16 protein-coding genes and 1 riboswitch are annotated in these 17581 nt (G+C 55.5%); of the genes, 4 read left to right on the forward strand and 12 right to left on the reverse strand.

All coding sequences use genetic code 11. From position 1 onward, the window contains the following. Nucleotides 1-92 precede the first annotated feature (92 nt). From glmS to Q8W32_RS02010, 4 genes are all read right to left on the reverse strand, one after another. On the reverse strand, nt 93-1916 hold the full coding sequence (glmS, locus tag Q8W32_RS01995) for a glutamine--fructose-6-phosphate transaminase (isomerizing) (protein WP_305413458.1): 1824 nt from the start codon (nt 1914-1916) through the stop codon (nt 93-95). Nucleotides 1917-2145: 229 nt separating this feature from the next. Continuing rightward, nucleotides 2146-2778, reverse strand: a complete 633-nt coding sequence (locus tag Q8W32_RS02000) for a thiol:disulfide interchange protein DsbA/DsbL (protein WP_303431082.1) — start codon at nt 2776-2778, stop codon at nt 2146-2148. Between the two features lie 197 nt (nt 2779-2975). Beyond that, entirely contained in the window at nt 2976-3602 is a 627-nt protein-coding gene (locus Q8W32_RS02005) for a cytochrome c (RefSeq protein ID WP_303431083.1), read from the reverse strand. A 60-nt stretch (nt 3603-3662) separates the two neighbouring features. Further along, nucleotides 3663-3971 (reverse strand): cytochrome c5 family protein, encoded by a 309-nt coding sequence (locus Q8W32_RS02010; RefSeq protein ID WP_303431084.1) that lies wholly within the window; start codon nt 3969-3971, stop codon nt 3663-3665. 170 nt (nt 3972-4141) lie between these two features. Between Q8W32_RS02010 and yihA the strand changes: the two genes are divergently transcribed. Further along, complete coding sequence (yihA, locus tag Q8W32_RS02015) at nt 4142-4852, forward strand: ribosome biogenesis GTP-binding protein YihA/YsxC (RefSeq protein WP_303431085.1); 711 nt, start codon at nt 4142-4144, stop codon at nt 4850-4852. Between the two features lie 285 nt (nt 4853-5137). On the opposite strand, the gene Q8W32_RS02020 is transcribed toward yihA, so the two are convergent. From Q8W32_RS02020 to polA, 4 genes are all read right to left on the reverse strand, one after another. Beyond that, nucleotides 5138-5767: an ABC transporter ATP-binding protein gene (locus Q8W32_RS02020; protein ID WP_305413462.1), complete on the reverse strand. Its 630-nt coding sequence runs from the start codon at nt 5765-5767 to the stop codon at nt 5138-5140. After that, entirely contained in the window at nt 5748-6557 is an 810-nt protein-coding gene (locus Q8W32_RS02025; RefSeq protein ID WP_305413464.1) for an ABC transporter permease, read from the reverse strand. Before Q8W32_RS02025 ends, Q8W32_RS02020 begins: the two co-directional genes overlap by 20 nt. Then, nucleotides 6554-7348 (reverse strand): molybdate ABC transporter substrate-binding protein, encoded by a 795-nt coding sequence (gene modA, locus Q8W32_RS02030; RefSeq protein ID WP_305413466.1) that lies wholly within the window; start codon nt 7346-7348, stop codon nt 6554-6556. The genes Q8W32_RS02025 and modA overlap by 4 nt, the downstream gene beginning before the upstream one ends. A gap of 375 nt (nt 7349-7723) precedes the next feature. Then, nucleotides 7724-10528 carry a DNA polymerase I gene (gene polA, locus Q8W32_RS02035; protein ID WP_305413468.1) on the reverse strand — a complete coding sequence of 935 codons (2805 nt, stop codon included), beginning with the start codon at nt 10526-10528 and terminating at the stop codon, nt 7724-7726. Between the two features lie 103 nt (nt 10529-10631). On the opposite strand from polA, the gene Q8W32_RS02040 reads away from it, so the two are divergent. Continuing rightward, nucleotides 10632-10934, forward strand: coding sequence for a DUF2782 domain-containing protein (locus Q8W32_RS02040; RefSeq protein WP_305413470.1), 303 nt, complete (start codon nt 10632-10634; stop codon nt 10932-10934). 12 nt (nt 10935-10946) lie between these two features. Beyond that, the gene (locus Q8W32_RS02045) at nt 10947-11942 is read left to right on the forward strand and encodes a homoserine kinase (RefSeq protein ID WP_305413472.1); all 996 of its coding nucleotides are present in this window, start codon (nt 10947-10949) and stop codon (nt 11940-11942) included. A 33-nt stretch (nt 11943-11975) separates the two neighbouring features. Here Q8W32_RS02045 and Q8W32_RS02050 read toward each other — a convergent pair whose 3' ends face one another. The 4 genes from Q8W32_RS02050 to Q8W32_RS02065 all read right to left on the reverse strand — a co-directional run bounded on the left by Q8W32_RS02050 (nt 11976) and on the right by Q8W32_RS02065 (nt 16222). Further along, nucleotides 11976-12881 carry a phosphotransferase gene (locus Q8W32_RS02050; RefSeq protein ID WP_305413474.1) on the reverse strand — a complete coding sequence of 302 codons (906 nt, stop codon included), beginning with the start codon at nt 12879-12881 and terminating at the stop codon, nt 11976-11978. Beyond that, nucleotides 12866-13498, reverse strand: coding sequence for a nicotinamide riboside transporter PnuC (gene pnuC / locus Q8W32_RS02055; protein WP_305413704.1), 633 nt, complete (start codon nt 13496-13498; stop codon nt 12866-12868). The genes Q8W32_RS02050 and pnuC overlap by 16 nt, the downstream gene beginning before the upstream one ends. A 243-nt stretch (nt 13499-13741) precedes the next feature. Beyond that, nucleotides 13742-14011: a hypothetical protein gene (locus tag Q8W32_RS02060; RefSeq protein ID WP_303431094.1), complete on the reverse strand. Its 270-nt coding sequence runs from the start codon at nt 14009-14011 to the stop codon at nt 13742-13744. 81 nt (nt 14012-14092) lie between these two features. Next, the gene (locus Q8W32_RS02065) at nt 14093-16222 is read right to left on the reverse strand and encodes a TonB-dependent receptor (protein WP_305413476.1); all 2130 of its coding nucleotides are present in this window, start codon (nt 16220-16222) and stop codon (nt 14093-14095) included. A 112-nt stretch (nt 16223-16334) separates the two neighbouring features. Continuing rightward, nucleotides 16335-16440, reverse strand: a riboswitch (TPP riboswitch). A gap of 154 nt (nt 16441-16594) precedes the next feature. Between Q8W32_RS02065 and htpX the strand changes: the two genes are divergently transcribed. Continuing rightward, entirely contained in the window at nt 16595-17476 is an 882-nt protein-coding gene (htpX, locus tag Q8W32_RS02070) for a protease HtpX (protein ID WP_303431096.1), read from the forward strand. The last annotated feature ends 105 nt before the right edge of the window (nt 17477-17581 follow it).

The raw sequence follows: 17581 nt of genomic DNA on the forward strand, positions 1-17581 counted from the left end.
CTTGTCCGTTAACCACTCGGCACCCGGGATTTTCCGAAAAGCAGCGAAGGGCTGACTGTCGTACCGGGTTGGTGCCCTCTACACCACCCCTATCACTCCACCGTCACGCTTTTGGCCAGGTTCCTCGGCTGGTCGACGTCGGTGCCTTTGATAATGGCCACGTGGTAGCTGAGCAGTTGCAGTGGCAGGGTGTAGACAATTGGGGCGATCAGGTCGTCGCAGGCGGGCATCGACAGTACGATCATGTTGTCGGCGGGGGTGATTTCGGTGGCTTGTCCGGCAAAGACGTAGAGTTCGCCGCCCCGGGCGCGGACTTCTTCGATGTTGGATTTGAGTTTTTCGACCAGGTCGTTATGGGGCGCTACCACCACAATGGGCATTTCGGCGTCGATCAGTGCCAACGGGCCGTGTTTGAGTTCTCCTGCGGCGTAGGCTTCGGCGTGGATGTAGGAAATTTCCTTGAGTTTGAGCGCGCCTTCCATGGCAATGGGGTATTGGTCGCCACGGCCAAGGAACAGGGCGTTGTGTTTGTCGGCGAAGCGTTCGGCCAGTTGTTCGATCTGGTCGTTCATTTTCAGCGCTTGCTGGATCAGTCCTGGCAGTTGGGCCAGGGCGGTGGCGATGCGCTGCTGAATGGCATCGGCATCGGGGTGTTGTTGCGCCAGCCCGGCGGTGAGCAGTAACAATGCGGTGAGCTGGGTGGTAAAGGCTTTGGTGGAGGCAACGCCAATTTCGGCACCGGCGCGGGTCATCAGCGCCATATCGGATTCACGCACCAGCGAGGAGCCGGGTACATTGCAAATGGAGAGGGTTTTGCGAAACCCCAGTTGTTTGGCCAGTTTCAGTGCTGCCAGCGTATCTGCCGTTTCACCGCTCTGGGAGATGGTTACCAGCAAGGTGTTGGGTCTGACGACGGGCTGGCGATAGCGGAATTCGGAGGCGATTTCGACGTTGCAGCTGAGTCCGGCCAGGGCTTCAATCCAGTAGCGGGCAGTTACGCCAGCGTGGTAGCTGGTGCCGCAGGCGATGATCTGGACGTTGTCGATGCCACTGAGGTCGCCCAGGGCTTCAAGGTTGAGCTGGCCGTTGTGCAGGCGTCCTTCGAGGGTGTTGGCGATGGCTTGGGGCTGCTCGTGGATTTCCTTGAGCATGTAGTGGCGATATTCGCCTTTGTCGCCGGCGTCGTGTTCGACTGAGGTTTCGCGGGTCTCTCGTTCAACGGCTTCGTTGTCGATGTTGAATATCTGCACACTCTGGCGGGTGATCTCGGCCACGTCGCCTTCTTCGAGAAAGGCAAATTTGCGGGTTACTGGCAGCAGTGCGAGCTGGTCGGAAGCGACGAAGTGTTCGCCAATCCCGAAACCAATCACCAGCGGGCTGCCGGAACGGGCAACGACCATGCGGTCGGGAGTGGCGCGGTTCACGGCGACCATGCCGTAAGCGCCTTCCAGACGTTGGCGTACCTGTTTGACGGCGGCCAGCAAAGACTCGCCGGAGGTTACTGCTCGGGCGATCAGGTGGGCGATCACTTCGGTATCGGTCTGGGATTCAAAGTGGTAGCCGTCGGCTTGTAATTCCCGGCGCAGACTGGCGTGGTTTTCAATAATGCCGTTGTGAACGACGGCAATATCCCCGGAGATATGAGGATGGGCGTTGGCTTCGGAGGGTTCGCCGTGGGTGGCCCAGCGTGTATGGGCAATGCCCAGTCCTCCGGGCAAGCCGGTTGCCGCGATGGCATTGGCCAGTTCCTGCACCTTGCCCAGTCGTCGCACCCGGGTCAGTGCCGGTGCCGGTTGGGTGGCGTCGAGAATGGCGACGCCAGCAGAGTCATAGCCCCGGTATTCGAGACGACGCAGGCCTTCCAGCAATATTTCGACTACATCCCGCTGGGCTACTGCTCCGACAATGCCACACATACCATATACTCCTGAAGATAATCCGACGCGCTGAACTGGAAGGCGAAAGATTACCACACTCCGCTATATTCGCTGTGTCAGGTTCGTCTGGAATACCGGTATCCGGGCGCTGGTTCTGGTGCGTGAGGGCCACGCGAAGCAGAGGAGAAAGCATGGTGATGGTGGTTGATCGGGGAGCACCGCGCACCAGCGGCTATTCTGCCGGTGCGCGGGTTGTTATCAGTTACGGTTATTTGGCGCTGCGTTCTTTTTCGACCAGATAATCCACAACGGATGTCATTTTATCCTGGCCACCGGCAGTACTGGCAGACACAACGTATTTACCTTGTACTATCAATGCCGGTACACCGCTGATGTTGAATGAGCGGATACGTTTGTCACCCTGGCTCATGCGGGATTTGACGGCAAAGTTGTCGTACGCCTTGTCAAACTGGGCTGCGGTAATGCCGCCGTTTTTGACCAGAAAATCGCGTTGGTCGTCTTTATCCAGCAGGCGTTGTTTTTCCAGATTGATGGCTCGGAAAATCGGCGTGTGTACCTGGTCGAGAATACCCAGCACATCGGCTACATAGAACAACTGCGCGTGTGCAACCCAGGCACGACCGAACATGGCAGGAACGCGGGTAAATTCAACATCTGCAGGCAAGGTGCTTTCCCATTTGCCCAGAAAGCTGTCCAGGTGGAAGCAGTGTGGGCAGCCATACCAGAAGGCTTCTTCCACGTGTACTTTGCCATCGGCCATAACCGGCACAGGCTCGGCCAAAACGTCGTAATGCACTCCGGCTTCGTATTCTGCCGCCAAAGTGAGTGAGCTAATCAACAGCAGGGGTACTGCTATCCATTGTTTGATCAGCGAAAGCATAGAAATCTCCAGTCAGGGTTAAAGTCGCGATTCAGATTTGCCAATTAGGTGCGATTTTGAACAAAGGTTCAACTACTGTCTGGCAAAGCAGGATATTCATTCCGCCGTTGGCGTTTTTTGCTCAGATGGCCTGCTGTGGTTCCCCAACCCAGGCGCAGAAAAAAAGCGGCCGAAGCCGCTTTTTTTCGTTAGCGTGCTTAACGCAGGCCCTGAATATAGGACGAGACCGCTTCGATTTCAGAATCGTGCAATCGGTATGAGGTAGCTCGCATCATACGGCTGTCACCGTCGTTGGTACGGGCACCGGAGCTGAAATCATGCAGCTGTTTGGAGATATAGGCTTCATGCTGACCTGACAGCATGGGGAAAGCTGCCAGTTCGATGCCCTTGCCGCTTGGGCCGTGGCACGCCATACAGGCTGGTACGCCTTTTTCTTCGATGCCAGCGCGGTAGATTTTTTCGCCCAGTTCAACCAGTTCTTCTTTGGCTCCGCCACCGCTAGGTGCCTGGGAGTTGAAGTAAGCGGCCAGGTCGGCAATGTCGTTGTCGCTCAGTCCGGCAACAAAGGCTGTCATTTCAAGCACCTGACGACGTCCATCACGAATATCCTGGAGCTGCTTGGCAAGGTACACCTTGCCCTGCCCAGCCAGTTTGGGGAATGTTGGCACCATGCTGTTACCGTCTGCCCCGTGGCAAGCAGCACAGGTAGCAGATTTTGCTTTGCCGGCATCGGCATCGCCCTGGTAGGCGGAGGCCGCTTCACCAGCTTGGGCCGCGGACATCAGTCCGGCTGAAACAATCAGGCTAATCAACAGGTTTTTCATCGTCAGATCCAGTTAGTAAGTTAATTCTTGTCGTCGCAGTCGACGTTTGTCACTGCTGCTTTATTTGGGCGTCGACATGTAAGTAATCAGCGCTTTATAGTCTTCTGCGGAACAATCCATGCAAAGTCCGCGTGGAGGCATGGCATTAAAACCGTTGGTTACATGGCTTACCAGTGTATCCATACCTTTTTCCAATCGAGGAGCCCAGGCCGCCGCATCAAAAGCGGTAGGTGAGCCGATCATTGGCGCAACTTGTGGAGCATGGCACGCTCCACAAGAGGTATTGTATTTGGCTTCCGCATCAAATGCGTTAACGTTGGCAGACATGGCGGCAGCTGATACCGCAAGCAGGGTCAGAAGTTTGGTCATTGTGACGTTCTCTCTCATCAGTCGTTATAATATCAGGCTAATTTTTTACTCTGCTCGGCGTGCATCAGAGACTCCGCCCGGAATGTTACACCCTGTGCTAGACTGGCTGCGCCATTCAAAGGCCCAGCATTATATATCATCAAAAACCGGACGGTCATTACGTTTACCCTATGCCAAATCAGGATTCATTGACTTACACCAAGACCAACTACCTTCGTAGCGCCGCCACATTGAGCCAATGCCCTGGCGAAATCACGCGTGAAGTCGCCTTTGCAGGCCGCTCCAATGCAGGGAAATCCAGTGCACTCAACCGGCTGACGGGGCAGAAAAAACTGGCCCGAACCAGTAAAACACCCGGTCGAACCCAGCTGATCAACTATTTTCAGCTCGGTGAACTGCCGCTGGCCCTGGTTGACTTGCCAGGCTATGGCTATGCCAAGGTGCCTATTGGCGTCAAAAATGCTTGGCAAAAAGAGCTCGGCAATTATTTGCAAAAACGCGAAGCGCTGGTCGGCCTGGTACTACTAATGGATATACGTCATCCACTGACCGATTACGACCAGCGCATGCTGGAATGGGCCAATGATAACGGTATGCCTCTCCATCTGGTACTGACAAAATCCGACAAACTCAAACGAGGGGCTGCCAAAAGCACGTTGCTAAAGGTCCAGCAAGCGGTACGTGACAGCTCAACAGATGTATCCGTGCAGATGTTTTCATCGCTGAATGGCGATGGACTGGAGGAATTGAAACGGCGTCTTAACCAGTGGTTCTTGCCACCGGGCGATACGGTTGGCGCTGATCCTGAAGATGATATCGACCCGGGCATTACTGACCTGCCTGCGGCTGCCCCAAACGATTCTGATTCCGGTGATGACTGAGCATCCAGATGGCCTGGCTGCACTCGGAAACGGTTGATCGAGAACTGAGTCACATATCACTGTAAACGCAGTATGGTGGCGGCCAGTAACCGCACCATCTGTGTGCTTATGCACTATAGTGGAACAGTTCCCCGCACGGAATACTGGAACAGGCGACTGGTTTCCAGTCTTCGGTCATTCCTCCAGAATCCGAAGTTGACCCGGTCGTGATTTCCATAACGCCCGGGTCTTTTTTACCATCTCCCAGAACCTCTGGCCGCCAGGCTGGAGCACAGCATGGAATAATCACCTCGACACAATCTGGCCATGCTGCAGCCAAACCGTACGATCTGCCAATACCTGCGCTTCAGTTTCATCATGAGTGACCAGCAACAAGGTCATTTGCAACGGCTGTCGCAGTGCATTCAAGTCACGCCAGATGGTGTGCCGATTCCCCAGATCCAGGCTTGAAAACGGCTCATCCAGCAACAGCACGCCCGGCCGCCGGGCGAGACAACGGGCCAGAGCAGCCCGTTGCCGTTCGCCACCAGACAGCTGGGCGGGATAACGGTTGTGCAAATGTTGCGCGCGGGCCAGACACAGGGCCTCTTCAATCCGCTCGGCGCGAGAACCCTGATGGTCAAACCCGAATGCCAGAGACAGCCAGACATTCTGCCGTACCGTCAGATGCGGGAACAAATGCAAATCCTGGCTCAGATACCCCAGCCGTCGGCGGTGAGGTGCCCAGCCATGTACCGCGGTATCATCAAACAAGACGCGCCCCTGATGGGTAACCAAACCGGCCACCACTTTCAGCAAGGTACTTTTTCCAGAGCCAGACGGCCCTTGGATCGCCACCGCTTCTCCATCGGCCACATTCAGGGAAACCTCATGCAGAATCCGGCTGCTGATTTTTTCAAGCGCCACGGCCGACATATTCCACCTCCTTTGGCGTATCCCTGTCCACCAGGCGGGTTGCCAAAAGCAACAGAAACGCCAGCCCCAGCAAAATCAGGGCACAGGCAACCGCCAGACCGGTTTCACCGCTGGCAATATTCAGGTACACCGCCATCGGCAGTGTTTCGGTATACATCCGTGTCGCTCCGGCCACCATCAAGGTGGCTCCAAATTCACCCAGAGCCCGTGCCCACCCCAAGACTGCCGCAGTCACCAAGCCTCGGGCTGCCATCGGGATTTCTACCAGTAAAAATGCCCATCCGGGTGATAGGCCAAGCGTCCAGGCCATACGCGCGTAATCCTGATCCACGCTGGCAAATGCCGCTCGCGCCGTACGCACGATAATAGAAGCCGCGACGTACGTTTGCGCCAGCACAATACCGGCCGGAGAAAACAGCAGATTGATACCCGCCGCCGCCAACGCAGCTCCGACCGGGCTTTGGTAGCCCAGCAAAAACAACAAGCCGACCCCGGCAACCAGCGGCGGCGTTACCATGGGTAAATCCAGTAACGTCTCCACCATTGCTTTGCCGGGAAATGCCTGTCGTGCCAAACAATGAGCCGCCGGTACCGCCAACAGCAATGCCAGCGCCAGCGATAATAACGAGGTTTGCAGACTCATCCCGACGGCAAACAGGGTTTCTTCCGACAGCAGCGCACTCTGCAAGTCGCCCGGTGACAAATAGCTCATCAAGGCTCCCACAACCCCAATAATTACCAGCGCCATCAGCACCAGCGGCAGTGCAAACAGCAGCCCAAGCCAGTTCATTTTGTTGCTGCCTGAGAGGCTTGCCAGGTGGATTGGATGGGTAAAAACCCGACCTTTTCAAACCCGGCAACCCCCTCTGCGGAGGTCAGAAAATCCACCAGGGCCTGGGCCTGATCCGGGTGTTGGCTGCTTTTCAGCACCCCGGCAGCAACGATTTCGGGTTGATACAAATGCTCTGGGATGGCCACCATGCGGATATGCCCGGCGTTCAGAAAGGCTTCGGTACGTCCAATGATGGCAGCGTCCACTTCCCCTTGAACCAAGTACATCGCCAGTTGCTTGACCGTCCCTGCCCGCATCACCGTGTTACGACGAATGGCGTCTCCCTGTCCGGAAGCATTCAGAATATGTTCGGCAGTGCGCCCCAGCGCCATGGCTTTCGGGTCTCCCAATGCCACTCGAAGGCCGGGCTGGGTCAGGTCATCCAGGCGCTGGACATTGGCATCTCGGCGGAGACTGACGCCAATCACCGGAGTGTGCGCCACAATGTCGTGTACCGAGAGTACCTCTCCCGCCAGTTTATCGAAGTACATTCGTGAGCCGGGGATAAACACATCTCCCTGATGGCTGAGTTGATAACGCGTCAGGATTGCGCCCGAGCCTCCGTATTCCACTCGTACCTGATCACCGCTTTGACGTTGGTACTCCTGTACCAGAGCATCGATGGCCGGTCGTAAACCGGCACCTGCGTAAACTTTCAGCTCGACGGCCCATATCCGGGCAGAACATCCCAACATCAGCATGGCAACCAGTGTCGCTGTCAGGCGGTGAGTCCATTTCGATGAAACCATACAATATTCCTACCGTTATATAATTTTATATATAACGAAGCACAAGTCAGACCAACCGGACCAGTCAATCCAAAACCGTCAGAACCTCACGTCAGCAGCGCCATCTCACTTCCAACAGCCAATCTCTGCGGATGGCGGTGGCAAGGTTTGGCAGGAGAGAAACCCGACATTGTCATGGATAAGACAAAATCGCCCACAGAGAGTGAGAGGCGAGTTCAAAGGCGAGTGCACGGGATTCCATTCGGTATCGTTCGGTCGAGCCTTGGCATGACAGGTTTTCGCAGTCGATACCGTCAAGCCAGTGCAGAACGATGGCGCCTGCTGATCACCGCTCTCCTGATGACTCAGACCACAAGCGCCGTAGAACAGCGAGGCTCAGTGAGCCTCATCCCAGTTGTCACCGATCCCGGCTTCCACCAGCAGCGGTACCCGTAATTCAGCCGCGCCCTGCATTTGCTGTTTCAGGGCTTCAGCAAATACATCCGCTTCTTCTGCGCGTACTTCCAGCACCAGTTCATCGTGCACTTGCATGACCATGCGGGCATCAAACCCGGAATCCGGCAGCCAGTTGGCGACCCGAATCATGGCGCGCTTGATAATGTCGGCGGCGCTGCCCTGCATCGGCGCGTTGATCGCGGTACGTTCTGCGTGTTGACGACGCTGGCCGTTGCGGGATTTTATTTCTGGCAGGTACAGACGACGGCCAAAGATGGTTTCGACATAGCCCAGGTCTTTGGCGTGTTCACGGGTGTTGTCCATATATTCCCGCACACCGGGGTAACGTTCGAAGTAGAGGTTGACGTAATCCTGGGCTTCGCCACGGCCAATGCCCAGCTGCTTTGCCAACCCAAACGCCGACATGCCATAAATCAAACCAAAGTTGATCGCCTTGGCGCTGCGGCGCTGGTTGTCGGTGACGTCGGCTTCATCAACACCAAAGACTTCTGCCGCGGTAGCCCGGTGTACATCCCGGCCTTCGCTGAAGGCTTTCAACAAACCGTCATCACCCGACAGGTGCGCCATGATACGCAGTTCAATCTGGGAGTAATCTGCCGCCACCAGCCGGTAGCCTGACGGCGCGATAAATGCCTGACGAATACGGCGGCCTTCCTCAGAGCGAATCGGAATATTCTGTAAGTTCGGATCACTGGACGACAAGCGCCCGGTGGCAGCCACAGCCTGATGGTAAGAGGTGTGCACCCGCCCGGTCGAGCCGGCAATCATGGTGGGTAACTTGTCGGTATAGGTGCTTTTTAATTTCGCCAACCCCCGGTTTTCGAGGATGATTTTGGGCAGTTCATGGCCTTCTTCCGCCAGCTGCAGCAGCACCTCTTCCGCCGTTGACGGTGCCCCTTTCGGGGTTTTCTTTTTCACGGGCAAGCCGAGTTTCTGATACAGGATTTCACCCAGCTGCTTGGGCGACCCAAGGTTAAAGACTTGCCCCGCCACGTCGTGAGCCTGCTGCTCCAGCTGCTGCAGTTTTTGCTCCAGCTCGGCGCTTTGCTCATGCAGTTTGTCGGCATCAATCAATGCCCCGAGGGATTCCATTGCCGTAAGGATCGGCATAACGGGCATTTCAATGTCAGTAAAAACCTTCGCCAATGCGCCCTGATTTTGCAGTTGGGGCCACAGGGTCTGATGCAGACGCAGGGTGATATCGGCGTCTTCGGCGGCGTATGGCCCAGCCATATCGAGTTCAACCTGATTAAAGGTTTTTTGTTTGACGCCCTTGCCCGCCACGTCTTCAAACGAGGTGGTTTGATATTCCAGATACTTTGACGCCAGGCTGTCCATATCATGACGGGTCGCGACGGAATCCAGCACATAGCTTTCCAGCTGGGTATCGAACTGCACCCCTTGCAGGTGAATACCGTGGTTGGCCAGTACGTGGGCGTCGTACTTCATGTGTTGGCCGACTTTTTTGTGGTTGTTATCTTCCAGCAGCGGCTTGAGTTGCGCCAATACGGTGTCGCGGTCGAGCTGTTCCGGTGCGCCGTCATAATCATGTGCCAATGGTACGTAAGCAGCCTGGCCGGCTTCCACCGCAAACGAGACGCCCACAATGCGGGCGTCCTTGTAGTTAAGCGAGGTGGTTTCGGTATCGAAGGCAAACAGTTCACTGGCTTTGAGCTGCTCAACCCAGCGGTCGAGGTCGGCCTGCGTCAGCACCAGCTCGTATTCACCCGGTTCAGCACTGACGGTCGGGACATCCACTTCCGTGGCGGTGTCAGCAGCGGTTGCCAACGGCTGTTCAGCGCTGGCACTTGAGGGTCGGCTGTCAGAGCTGTTGGCTTCGGGTGGGTTACTGGATGCCTCCGATAACTCGGCGATCCAGGCTTTGAATTCCATGCTCTGATACAGCGCCAGCAAGGCATCGGTGTCGGTTGTCGTACTGTGCAGCTCTCCCAGCGATTGCGGCAGCTCGACATCACATTTGATGGTGGCCAGCTCTTTCGACAGAAAGGCCTGATCCTTGTGTTCTTCCAGCTTTGGCGCCAGGGTTTTGGCACCACGGAAGCTGAGGGTCTTGACCTGATCCAGATTGGCGTAAATGGTTTCCAGCGAGCCTAATCCAGCCACCAGCCCGACGGCGGTTTTTTCACCAACCTTGGGCACGCCGGGAATGTTATCGACTTTGTCGCCCATCAGCGCCAGGTAGTCGATAATGTGTTCCGGCGGTACGCCAAATTTTTCTTTTACCCCGTCGACATCCAGAAAGGTGCTGGTCATGGTGTTGATCAATGACACATGCGGGTCTACCAGCTGCGCCATGTCCTTGTCGCCAGTGGAAATAACCACCTGACACTGGCTGGCTTCGGCCTGGGCCGCCAACGTGCCGATAACGTCGTCGGCTTCCACACCGTCGATAATCAGCAGCGGCAGGCCCATGGCGCGGATGATGTCATGGATGGGGGCGATTTGTTCGCGCAGCTCGTCCGGCATTGGCGGGCGATTGGCTTTGTACTCCGGGTACATATCGTTACGAAAGGTTTTGCCTTTGGCATCAAACACCGCCACCATCTGGGCATCGGGATAGTCTTTTTGCAGTCGTTTGATCATGCTGATCACGCCTTTCACTGCATTGGTGTGCACACCGCGTGAATTGGTCAGCGGTGGAATGGCATGAAAGGCACGGAACAGATAGGAAGATCCGTCGATAAGAACAACAGACTTGGGCATAACAGAATTCCTGTAGACTCGGCAAAATCCGGCCGCTGGCGCTGGGGTTCACGTCCGGGTCGGCATACAATAAGGAAGAATTGAAATTGAAAGGCATCCTAACATGAAGACCCCGACTCGTCTGAACCTCCGTCGTGCCACCGTGGTGCTGGGTGTTACTCTGGCTTCAGCGCTGTTTTCGAGCGTTGGCTTTGCGGCCGACCCAAGTGGAGAGTCTGTTACCATCCGTAATGATGGCGACAAAACCTTTTATGAGTTCCGGGTCAATGGCGAACTGGTTGAAATCAAGGTCGAGCCCAAAGTAGGCAAGCCGTATTACCTGGTACCAGAATCTCAAGGGGATAACTTTGTCCGCAAAGACAACCCCGATATCGTCGTACCCAAATGGGTTATCTTCCGCTGGTGATATAATCACGTTATGTCTGTCTATACGCCCGTCCCACAATCCACTCTGGCCGTCTGGCTCGAACAATTCGAGCTCGGCTCGCTGCTGTCTTTGCGCGGCATCGCTGGAGGTATTGAAAATACCAATTACTTTGTCACCACCACGGCTGGCGAGTTTGTGCTGACGTTGTTTGAGCACCATGCTGCCGATGAAGTCGAGCAATTTGTTGCGCTGGCCAATCATCTTGGCCGCGCCAATGCTGCCGGGCAATCGTCATCGTTACCTGTGCCCGCACCCATCGCCAATCGCGATGGCCAGTGGCTGTTTTCCCTGGAACACAAACCGGCAATTCTGTGTCCGCGTCTGGCGGGCGAGCATGTCGAGCATCCAACTGCCAGTCATGCCCGCCAGGCCGCCGCCGGACTGGCACAATTGCATCTGGCGGCAGCAGACCTTGATGTCCAGCGCCCCAACAGTCGCAGTCTCGACTGGTGGACCTATATGGCGGGCACACTGACCCATGTCCTGAATGAAGCCGATATGGCCCTGTTGCGAGATGAGATCCAGCAGCAGCAACAGATCCGGGGAGACTGGCTGGCGTTACCCCATGGCTGGATTCACGGTGATCTGTTCCACGATAACGTGTTGTTTGAAAATACCGCTGCTGGCCCGAAACTGGGGGCCATTCTGGATTTGTATAACGCTTGTCAGGACGCCTGGATTTTTGACCTTGCCATTGCTGCCAACGACTGGTGTTGCGACAGCCATGGTAACTGGCAGTACGACTTGCTGGAGGCCTTACTGGAGGGTTATCAGTCGGTACGACCGTTCACTGAAGCCGAACAGGCGCTTTGGCCAATGGCCTTGCGTGGCGCGGCATTGAGATTCTGGCTCAGCCGGATATTGACCCAACAGCTGCAGTCAGCCCAGCTGACCGCCGCCGACGGGCAAATGGCGATCAGCAAGGATCCGGCGGAATACCGCGACAAACTGTGCCGCAGACGCCAGGCCGCCCAGCCCGCCGCTTAATACGACGGGCCGTGGAACCCGGCTTGCTGCGGGTCAGTCCAGTTGGCGAGCCGCACGATGCAGCTCGTCGAGCTCGGTCACCAGCCGGGGCTGGTCGATCATGCCCTGTACGCCATACCAGAGCACCGCAAAATAGTGCTCTTGCAGCAAGGCCCGCTGCCAACCCTTCCCCATGACATCAATGCCAAACAGAGCACACCACTGCTGTTGCTGCTCTGCTTTCATGTTGGCTGATACTGCCAACCCGGCAATATCCCAGCAAGGATGGCCCACCGCGGCATATTCCCAATCGATCAGAATCCAGCGTCCCTGATGCAAGCGCCAGTTAAGCGGGTTCGGGTCCATATGACACAGCGCCCGTTCTGGCCCTGGCGCCTCGGCCAGCAAGTGCTGCAACGGTAATCGCTGCTGGCTCCAGTCTCCGGGCCAGCGAGCTTCAATGGCACGCCAGTAGTGCTCGGCCTTGACCGCCACATGCAGCTCAGGCAAATCTGGACCGAAGGGCAAAGTATGAAGCCGGGTCAGTTGTTGCGCCAGTATGGTCATCAGTTCAGTGCTGATGCCACCGCGCATACACTCCGACAATTCCGGGCCATCGGCCCGGTCGACGATCCAGTAACTGTCATCGGCACTGCGGTAACGTATCCGGGGTGCCAGACCAGCCTGGGCGGCCCGCTGTTGAATGCGGTATTCGGTTTCACGACAAATATCCAGCGACTGGCTGTTGGCTGCACTGAGCCGTACCACGTATTCGCCAGAATCCAGAGTCAGTGCCCAGCTGCGATTGGTCAGGCCGCCGGTCATCAACACCATGTCATCCACACCAGGGGCGTGATCACACAGGTCCCAGTTCTGCCATTCCGCCAGAATATGCTGACACTGAGCGTCGTGTGGCGGCTCAGTGCAGGGGAGAAACAGCCAGCTCAAACTTGCTGCCAATCGGGTGCATCCCGATGGTCGTGCCGCACACTCTGGTCACGATAATCCTTATGCCAGACAAACCAGCCGATGGCAGCCAGCACCACATAAATAGCCATCAGGGTGGCGGTCAGATACAACTCACGGTCGATATACAGATAAATCGCCACGGCATCGATCACAATCCAGTAAAGCCAGTTTTCCAGCACTTTACGAGTCACCATCCAGGTAGTGATCACCGCGCCCCAGGTGGTAAAGGAATCCAGATAGGGCATGACCGCGCTGGTATTACTGTGTAACAAGGCACCACTCACCAGTGTCAGCCCAGCAATGGCCGCCAGTGTCAGCATATGCTGTGTCAGGTTCCAGCGCTGGATTGGCAGTTCTTCGGTGGTTTCATCCGCAGCGGAATGCTGCCAGGCCCACCAGCCATAGAGGGCCATCAGCAGATAATAGACATTCAGCGCCGATTCCATCAGCAAGCTGACATCCCAGAACAACCAGCTGAAAATGGCAGTACTGCCAAAGGCCGCATACCAGCACCAGTTACTCTGACGCATGGCCAGTACCAGATAAGCAAGCCCCAGCACCACGGCAATGACCTCGGGGAGACTTTGGGCAGCCAGAGCAGCTGTCATCTGGCTCACTATGTTATCCATCGGATTGGATTACCTCGGAGTTGTCTCGCACAACCAGAGCAGCGCCTTATGGGCGTTACAGGATCGTGGCGATGGTTTGGTGTCTGTGGTTCTGGTCTTGGTCGTGCTGGTTCAGCGGCTCTGGTCGTGGTGTCAGTACAGCGGTTGATCACCGCCGCCGAGGCATCCAATCCTGTTCCCACAACACCCCTTAAACCTGGCCCTCAAACCCAACCCCCAAGCCTAGCCGTGTGGCTTGAGCGCAGGGTCCAGATTCACACCCGGGATCATCTTATAGACAAAAATGGCTTTGCCATAGGTTTCGAACGAGTGTTTCATTTCTGCGGCAATGGTATTCATGACCAGATCGTAGTCACCAAACACCTGGGTGCACATGGTGTTGCACACCACGGTCAGTCCTTCGGTCCCTTGCAGACGCTCGATAAAGTCTTTGATCGCGGGGATATATTTGTCTGCCAATGGGTATGCGCTGATATCAACGGAAAGTTCCATACGGTACTCCTGAGATTAGGATGGAATTACGGGAATAAAGCATAGGCCAGTCAGCAGTGACTGGCCTGAATAAACAACCGGTCAGAAATAGTATTTGCCTTCCACGCCAACCAGTCGCGGGTCGCCATACTGTACCCAGCGCTCGTTGGTGTAGCCGTCACGGGGGTCATTACCAAAGTGGAAACCACGGACTTCCTGCTCGACATCGGTCAGGTTACGGCCGTACACGGCCAGCTGGTAATTGCTACCATCATACGCCACCCGGGCATGCCACATGACATAGGCGGTGGATTCTTCATAATGACTGTCGGAAAAGTAGAAGCTGTCTTTGGCTTCGTTTTCCAGTACCAACGTCAGGCCGTTGCCAACCGCATAAGCCAGACTGTTGGCAAAGCTGTATGTCGGCGACTGAGCCTGCTCACGACCGTTCATGCTGAAGGTGCCATCGGCGGTTTCGTACTGATAGTCGATAAACTTGGTTTGTAACCAGCCACCACTGAAAGTCCAGTTCAGCTGTTCACTGAGTGCCCAGTCGGTTTCCAGTTCCAGACCGTAGTTAACCCCTTCGGCGGCGTTGGCCAGATAGTCCTGGAAGCTGATACCGCTGTTATCTTCGTTTTGTACCGCCAACGAACTTTTGACTTGCTGGTCTTTACGCTGAATATAAAAGGCCGCTACACGAGTGCGTAAGGTGTCGTCGAGCAGGCTGGATTTTAATCCGGCTTCCAGCGCATTATTAAACTCGGTATCGAAAGTGCGATGGTCTTCGCTGATGTCTTGGTCGGTATTCACCCCACCGGCTTTATAACCACGCGCCAATGACGCATAAGCCAGCTGGGTGCTATTAAGCAGGTATTCCAGCGCCACTTTACCGCCCCACAAGCTTTCAGTGCGGTCATTGTTAATGGCGTTACTGTCGTCATAGTCGGTGTTCCACTGTTCACTGCGCACACCCGTCGTTACCACCAGGTCGTCACTGGCTTGAACGGACAATTCACCATAGACCGCCGTGGAAGCGGTGTTGAGGTCACTGAAAAAGGTCTCCGTATTCCAGGTATAGAAGCGGGTCATATCTTCTGAGCGGGTCATACGATATACACCCACAACCCAGTCGGTCGAACCGGAGAACAATTGTCCTGCTTCGGTAGAGGTCAAGCGCACGTCCAGTTCACGACGGCGGTGGTCGCGCAGATACTGGTCAGTAGAGCTATACCCTCCTTGATTGGCCAAACAAGTGCCCGGCGTTACACAGATGTTGTCGGTGGTGCCATCGTATTCGCCATAAGCCCAATCTTCGTCGTAGCTGTATTCGGTGTTGCCGTTGCTGCCAGAGGCATGCACGCGCAGATCAAACGCCTCGGCCATTTCCGATGTCCAGGTCAGGGCGGCGGCATGGGTATTCTGCCGATCAACACCCGGATTATCGGAATAGGTGGTGCGGTTATTATCGAGAGAAAAGGCATCAAAGCCGTTATCCACATCGATATACAACCAGGTCAGTGCCAGGGTATTACGTTCATCCAGCGCCAGATTGCCTTTCAGACGTACCAGCTGTTCATCGATATTGTTGGTGTCATCACGATCGAGGTAAGCGTTGTGAATATACCCATCCGAGCTGTTCTGATGCGCCGACAAGCGCATATTCAATCCCGGGCCGACTTCCCCTGACACCACGGCACCGAGGGCTTTGGTGTTGTAGTTACCCAGTTTGCCCGACACCATGCCTTCAAACTGTTCTGTTGGATCATTACTTTCGATATTGATCATACCGGCCAGGGCATTGGCACCAAAACGGGTGCCTTGTGGGCCGCGCAAGACCTCGACCTGCTGCACATCAAACAAACCTGCACCACCGCCCAGCCCGGTCATGTCGATGCCATCAACCCGCAAACCCACCGATGGGTTGACCGGGTCCACATACTGGCTGCGTTCACCAATACCGCGAATCTGGAAAAAACGCCCCCGGGAAGCACCGGAAGTGAAGTTGACGTTGGGAGCCAGCGCCAGCAGGCTTTCGAGATGATCCGCCGAGCGCTGTTCAATAGCAGCCGCACCAACAACGGTCGTTGCTTCCGGAATGGACTGGACATCGGTCTGGCGAAAATCCGCCGTCACGACCACTTCTTCCATGGCAGACTGGTCGGCATACGTTGGCAGGGTGAATACAGCCGCGGATACGGCCAGGAATAAAGGTGTCTTGCGACATATCATTGGGTCTGTCCTCTTAAATAATTCAAAAAGGAGACCCGGTTTGGTGTACAGGATAACGCGTAGGTCGCTAATCCATTTAGCAACAAAAAGACTGTCGATATGCCAGGAATAACTCACAGCACTCGCCCATTCCTACGCCGGTACTAACCGGATCAGGTTCTAGGGGTTTATGCCATTTGGCAAGTCTCAGGCTGATCAAGCCACCCCCTGGGACGCGGCCATTATACGGATATTCCATCGGATACCAATCCTGCACCGGATTTCGTTCTTGCTGTCACATTCTTTTACTTGAATTACGCCGTCATCGTCTCAATCTTGTGGTCATAATGAGAGTTCATATTTGCGCCTAATTCATTCCACAGGAGGAATATCATGTTGCGCATTATCCTGTTTTTGGCCACCAACCTGGCGGTGATTCTGGTCGCCAGCATTACCTTGTCGATTCTCGGCGTTGGCAGCTACTTTTCACAACAAGGGCTGGATTTTGGCAACCTGCTGATATTCTGTCTGGTGTTTGGTATGGCGGGTTCTGCCGTGTCCTTGCTGCTGTCCAAGTGGATGGCCAAGCGCGGCATGAACGTCCAGGTAATCGAATCTCCCCATAACGCCAGCGAGCAATGGCTCGTCAGCACGGTGCAAGAGCTGGCCGACAAGGCTGGAATCGGCATGCCGGAAGTGGGGGTGTTCAACTCTCATCAACCCAATGCCTTTGCCACCGGCTGGAATCGTAACGATGCTCTGGTGGCGGTTTCAACCGGTCTGCTACAACGCATGAGCAAAGACGAAGTAAAGGCCGTGCTGGGCCATGAGATTGGTCACGTTGCCAACGGGGATATGGTGACGCTGGCTCTGATTCAGGGGGTAATCAACGCCTTTGTGATGTTCTTTGCCCGTATTATTGGTAATTTTGTCGACAAGGCTATTCTGAAAAACGAAAACGGTCCAGGCATCGGCTTTTTTATCGCCACATTTGTATCCGAAATTGTGCTTGGCATCCTGGCGTCGTTTATTGTCGCCTGGTTCAGTCGTCGTCGTGAGTATCGTGCCGATATTGCCGGGGCTGACCTGGTCAGCCCGGTCGCCATGATCAATGCGCTGGCACGGTTACAGGAAAGTTATGACCAACCCAGCGAGTTGAATGGCGAGCTGGTCGCCTTTGGTATTGCTGGTGAAGGCAAACTGGCAGCGCTGGCCGCGTCTCACCCGCCACTGACAGATCGTATCAACGCCTTGCGTCAGCGTTACAGCGTCTGATCACCTGATCACAACAATGGCTGGCCACAACGCCAGATAACCGTGTCATCAAAAACGCTGGCCACAAAAAAAACCGCCCCTCGCAAGAGGGGCGGTTTTTTTTTG

Source organism: Oceanobacter sp. 3_MG-2023, from assembly GCF_030688925.1.
GTDB lineage: Bacteria > Pseudomonadota > Gammaproteobacteria > Pseudomonadales > Oceanobacteraceae > Oceanobacter.

Excerpts from the sequence above, each read along its gene's own strand:
- yihA (WP_303431085.1), top strand. The coding sequence starts at position 4,142 with ATGCCAAATCAGGATTCATTGACTTACACCAAGACCAACTACCTTCGT.
- Q8W32_RS02010 (WP_303431084.1), bottom strand. The coding sequence starts at position 3,971 with ATGACCAAACTTCTGACCCTGCTTGCGGTATCAGCTGCCGCCATGTCT.
- Q8W32_RS02005 (WP_303431083.1), bottom strand. The coding sequence starts at position 3,602 with ATGAAAAACCTGTTGATTAGCCTGATTGTTTCAGCCGGACTGATGTCC.
- pnuC (WP_305413704.1), bottom strand. The coding sequence starts at position 13,498 with ATGACAGCTGCTCTGGCTGCCCAAAGTCTCCCCGAGGTCATTGCCGTG.
- Q8W32_RS02065 (WP_305413476.1), bottom strand. The coding sequence starts at position 16,222 with ATGATATGTCGCAAGACACCTTTATTCCTGGCCGTATCCGCGGCTGTA.
- Q8W32_RS02045 (WP_305413472.1), top strand. The coding sequence starts at position 10,947 with ATGTCTGTCTATACGCCCGTCCCACAATCCACTCTGGCCGTCTGGCTC.
- Q8W32_RS02025 (WP_305413464.1), bottom strand. The coding sequence starts at position 6,557 with ATGAACTGGCTTGGGCTGCTGTTTGCACTGCCGCTGGTGCTGATGGCG.
- Q8W32_RS02000 (WP_303431082.1), bottom strand. The coding sequence starts at position 2,778 with ATGCTTTCGCTGATCAAACAATGGATAGCAGTACCCCTGCTGTTGATT.
- polA (WP_305413468.1), bottom strand. The coding sequence starts at position 10,528 with ATGCCCAAGTCTGTTGTTCTTATCGACGGATCTTCCTATCTGTTCCGT.
- modA (WP_305413466.1), bottom strand. The coding sequence starts at position 7,348 with ATGGTTTCATCGAAATGGACTCACCGCCTGACAGCGACACTGGTTGCC.
- glmS (WP_305413458.1), bottom strand. The coding sequence starts at position 1,916 with ATGTGTGGCATTGTCGGAGCAGTAGCCCAGCGGGATGTAGTCGAAATA.
- Q8W32_RS02060 (WP_303431094.1), bottom strand. The coding sequence starts at position 14,011 with ATGGAACTTTCCGTTGATATCAGCGCATACCCATTGGCAGACAAATAT.
- Q8W32_RS02040 (WP_305413470.1), top strand. The coding sequence starts at position 10,632 with ATGAAGACCCCGACTCGTCTGAACCTCCGTCGTGCCACCGTGGTGCTG.
- Q8W32_RS02020 (WP_305413462.1), bottom strand. The coding sequence starts at position 5,767 with ATGTCGGCCGTGGCGCTTGAAAAAATCAGCAGCCGGATTCTGCATGAG.
- htpX (WP_303431096.1), top strand. The coding sequence starts at position 16,595 with ATGTTGCGCATTATCCTGTTTTTGGCCACCAACCTGGCGGTGATTCTG.